The organism is Streptomyces sp., assembly GCF_036524955.1.
Taxonomy (GTDB): domain Bacteria; phylum Actinomycetota; class Actinomycetes; order Streptomycetales; family Streptomycetaceae; genus Actinacidiphila.
The window spans coordinates 1-3,887 of record NZ_DATDBG010000208.1 but is presented as its reverse complement, the minus strand read 5'-3'; the positions used below and the strand labels follow the sequence as shown (position 1 = coordinate 3,887).

The 3,887-nt window shown below is 70.6% G+C and carries 3 protein-coding genes; all 3 read right to left on the bottom strand.

The features are described from left to right. Positions 1-162, bottom strand: a 162-nt coding sequence (locus VIW71_RS17035; protein ID WP_331623162.1) for a roadblock/LC7 domain-containing protein, incomplete at its 3' end; no start/stop codon positions are given. 9 nt (positions 163-171) lie between these two features. Beyond that, positions 172-3,099, bottom strand: coding sequence for a nitrate- and nitrite sensing domain-containing protein (locus tag VIW71_RS17030; protein WP_331623161.1), 2,928 nt, complete (start codon positions 3,097-3,099; stop codon positions 172-174). 509 nt (positions 3,100-3,608) lie between these two features. Then, positions 3,609-3,887 (bottom strand): ATP/GTP-binding protein (locus VIW71_RS17025; RefSeq protein ID WP_331623160.1); only part of this gene is annotated, 279 nt, incomplete at its 5' end.

The window sequence follows — 3,887 nt, the reverse complement described above, 5'->3', positions numbered from 1 at the left end:
GGAGGCGACGGCCGCGAGCTGGTCGGCGCGGTCGCGGGGGAATCCGTCGGACATCGCGAGCAGCAGGCCGTCGGCGGAGACCACCACCGTGTGGGACACCCCGGGGGTGTTGTCCACGAAGTTGGTGATCAACCAGTTCAGGTTCTGTGCCGCCTGGCTCATCGGACTCAACTAGCGCTCCTGGTTCTGTGGGCCGCCGAATCCGCTGTCGGCGGCCTGTCCATTCGTGTCAGTTCCAGCAGTGCGCCCTTGCCGGACGCCACGCCGCAGATTACTCAACCGGCCGCGTACGTCCTCGGGTGCGCGGGAGACCTGTGGGCCGCCCTGCGTGGTCTGCGTCGCGGCCCCCGGGACCAGGTTGGCCCTGGGTACCCGCCGTGGCAGGCCGGAGGGGGTGACCCCGCCTGCCTTGGGCTCGCGGACCTGTTCGGCCCGCTGCCAGTGCTCGTCGTTGGTGGACCGCCAGTCGGCGCTGTCTTCCTCCGGCTGCGGCATGTCGCTGGGTGCTCCGGGAGTCTCCGGAGACTCCCGAGCGGGCTCTTCCCGGTACGGCGAGGTCCGCTGCTGCCGTTCGCGGCGAGGCAGGCCGGCGTCCGTCAGCGAAGGCGAGACTACGCTCTCCCGCGGTGCTCGCGGGAGCGGCGGAGCGGATTCCGTTACCTCGGCTTCGGCAGCCGGCCAGCCGTCCTGAGCAGGGGTGTGACCGGAGAACTCCGTCTGGTGATCGTACCCCGGGTCGTACGGCTGCTCGAAGCCCTGTTCGTATCCCTGCCCGGCGAAACCGTCCTGCTGGTAGCCGGGGCTCCGCTCGTGACCGCCCGGCTCTCCGTAACCCGTGTCCTGGAAGTCCTGTGCGTACGCCGACTGCTGGTACGCCGGGTCGTAGCTCTGGTCGAAGCCGTGACCGCCGCCGGTCACGAAGCCCTGCGCGTACGGTTCCTCGTACGGCTCGGCGTACGTTTCCTCGTACGCGGGCGGCTCCTGGCGCTGCTGGGGCAGGCTCACCTCCTTCTGGCGGTCCGTGACGGCGGCCTCCAGTTGGGCGCGGCGCTCCTCGCGCGGCAGGCCGAGCGCGCCCGCCGGGTGTTCGGGGACGATCCGGGAGACGGTGAAGTCCTGGTCGGCCGCGCCGCCGTTCAGCTCCTCGCCGCCACCGCCGCGGGTGATCGCCTCGGGCAGCATGACCAGCGAGGTGGTGCCCGCCTGCTCGCCGGAGGGGCGGAGCTGGACCCGGATGCCGTGCCGGTCGGAGAGCCGGCCGACCACGAACAGGCCCATCCGCCTGGCGATCTCGACGTCCACCGTGGGCGGGTCGGCCAGCTTGCGGTTGATGTCCGCGAAGTCCTCGGGGGTCAGGCCGATACCGCGGTCGTGGATCTCCACCATCACCCGGCCGTCGGGCAGCCGGGTCGCGGTCACCCGTACCCGGGTCTGCGGCGAGGAGAACGTGGTCGCGTTCTCCAGCAGCTCGGCCAGCAGGTGCACCAGGTCGCCGACCGCACTGCCGTGGATGTCGCTCTCCGGGATGCCGACCAGCTCGATCCGGTCGTACGCCTCCACCTCGGAGGCCGCCGCGCGCATCACGTCGACCAGCGGCACCGGCTGGTCCCACTCCCGGCCCGGCTCCTCGCCCGCCAGCACCAGCAGGTTCTCGCCGTTGCGCCGCATGCGGGTGGCGAGGTGGTCCATCTTGAAGAGGTGGTCCAACTGCTCCGGGTCGGCCTCGCTGTTCTCCAGCTCGGTGATGAGCGCGAGCTGACGCTCGATGAGGCCCTGGTTGCGGAGGCTGAGGTTGGTGAAGATCGCGTTGACGTTGCCCCGCAGCAGCGCCTGCTCGGCCGCGAGCCGGACCGCCTCGCGGTGCACCTGGTCGAAGGCGCGGGCTACCTCGCCGATCTCGTCCCGGCTGTTGATCGGGATCGGTGCGACCCGGGTGTCCACCCGGCCCGGGTCGGTGCGCGAGAGCTGGTCGACCAGGCTCGGCAGCCGGGTCCCGGCGATCTCGAAGGCCGCGCCGCGCAGCCGGCGCATGCGGTTGCTCATCGCGCGGGCCATCAGGGCCGCCACGACGAAGGCGAGGGCCAGCGCGACCATCACGATCGCGGAGTTGACGATCGCGTCCCGCTTGGCATCGGAGGCGATCTTCCCGGCGTCGACGGTCGCCCGGCCGGTGAGGTGCTCCTCCACCGAGCGGTAGGCGTCGAAGGTGAGCGTGGCGGCCCCGAAGTACGCGGCCGGCGTGATGCCCTGGGCGCGCAGCGTGGCGGCGGTACTGCCCGGGGCACCGATCGCGCTGACCATGCGGGACAGGTCCGGCGGGACGACGTACGCCGCGTGTGCCGCCTCGGCCCGGTCCTGGGCGGCGGTGATCCGCTCCTCGCCCTTCTTCCGCGCGGTTTCCAGCGCGGCCCGCAGCCGTGCCTGGTCGGCCGGGGTGCCGCCGCCGTGGTACTCCTCGAGTGCGATGTCCTGGAGGTACTGGTACGAGCCGAGCGCGGTCTTCTGGAGCGCCAGTTCCCTCGCCGGGACCTGCTTCTGGACCAGGATGTGGGTGCCGATCGACCGGGTCAGCGACTCGGCCGCCCTGGCGAGCGAGACGGCGTAGAGCGTGCGGCCGTAGGCGGTGATGTTGCTGGTGCCGTAGCCGAGTTCGTTGGCCAGCTCCATCAGCGGGTGCTGGATCCTGACGTACCATTCCTCGGTCTGCACGCCGGGGAGCTGCCGGGTGTACGCGGCCTTGCGGAGCGAGGCGAGTTGGGGCTCCACGGTGCGGAAGTTGGCCATCCGCCGTCTGAGTCCGGCCTCGTCCGGTATGCGCGCGGCGGCCTGGTCGAAGGCGTCGGCGGCCTGGTCGGTGGTGTCGCGGGCGGCGAGGACGGACGGGTCGTCACGTCGGCCGGCCAGCAGGGGAACAGCGGAGACGTCCCTCTCGTCGATCAGTGCGCTGCTGTACGTCGAGGCGGCGCGCACCAGGTCGGCGGTGCGTACCGCGTCGTCGGCCGCCTGCCAGGTGTCCACCGAACTCTTGACGCGGAAGCCGCCGAAGACGAGGGCGACGAGGACCGGAATGAGGAGGATCACGTTCAACCGGGTGGCCATCCGCCAGTTGCGCGTGGTGTAACGGCCACCTGGATCGCGCGGCCGGGGGGCTTCGGCCGCCAACGGGTCCGGAGGCACCCCGGTGGGTCCGGGCGGCGTGAAGTTCCCCCGCGGGCCCTGTCCGGTGCCCGCCTCTGCTCGCCTGGTGTTCCTCACTGGACCAACAACCTCTCGGCGACGGCGTGACGAAGGCCGTTCCTACTCTCGGGTTCTGCGCATTTCAGCACGTGGTGGTGGCACTGGCCAAACGTCCTGAAAATGCGAACGAGTGTCCGACCGGACGAAGTGGAACGGGCAAACGCCTCAAGTGTCGGCAAACCATATGACAGGCGTACGCGCTGCGGTATCGGCTGAGCGCGACCCGTGTTCGCGGGGTCCCTGAAACACCCCCGAAATGTTATGAAGAAGGGGACCGGCCGTGTCGCACGACATGGCCGGTCCCCGTTGTCCTTCGCCGCCCGCATGTGTTGCGGGCAGCTTTCACACTGTCAACTTGCCGCTGTCAACGCCTACTTGAGCCGTGCCAGCAGCGCGTGCTCGACCAGGGTGATCAGCGCGCTTTTCGCCTCGCCGCGGTGGCGGGCGTCGGTGGTGATGATGGGTGCCTCCGGGCCGATCTGGAGCGCCTCGCGGACCTCTTCCGGGCGGTACGGCTGGTGGCCGTCGAAGCCGTTGAGGGCGATCACGAACGGCAGACCGCTGTTCTCGAAGTAGTCGACGGCGGGGAAGCAGTCCGCCAGCCGCCTCGTGTCGACCAGCACCACGGCGCCGATGGCGCCGCGTACCAG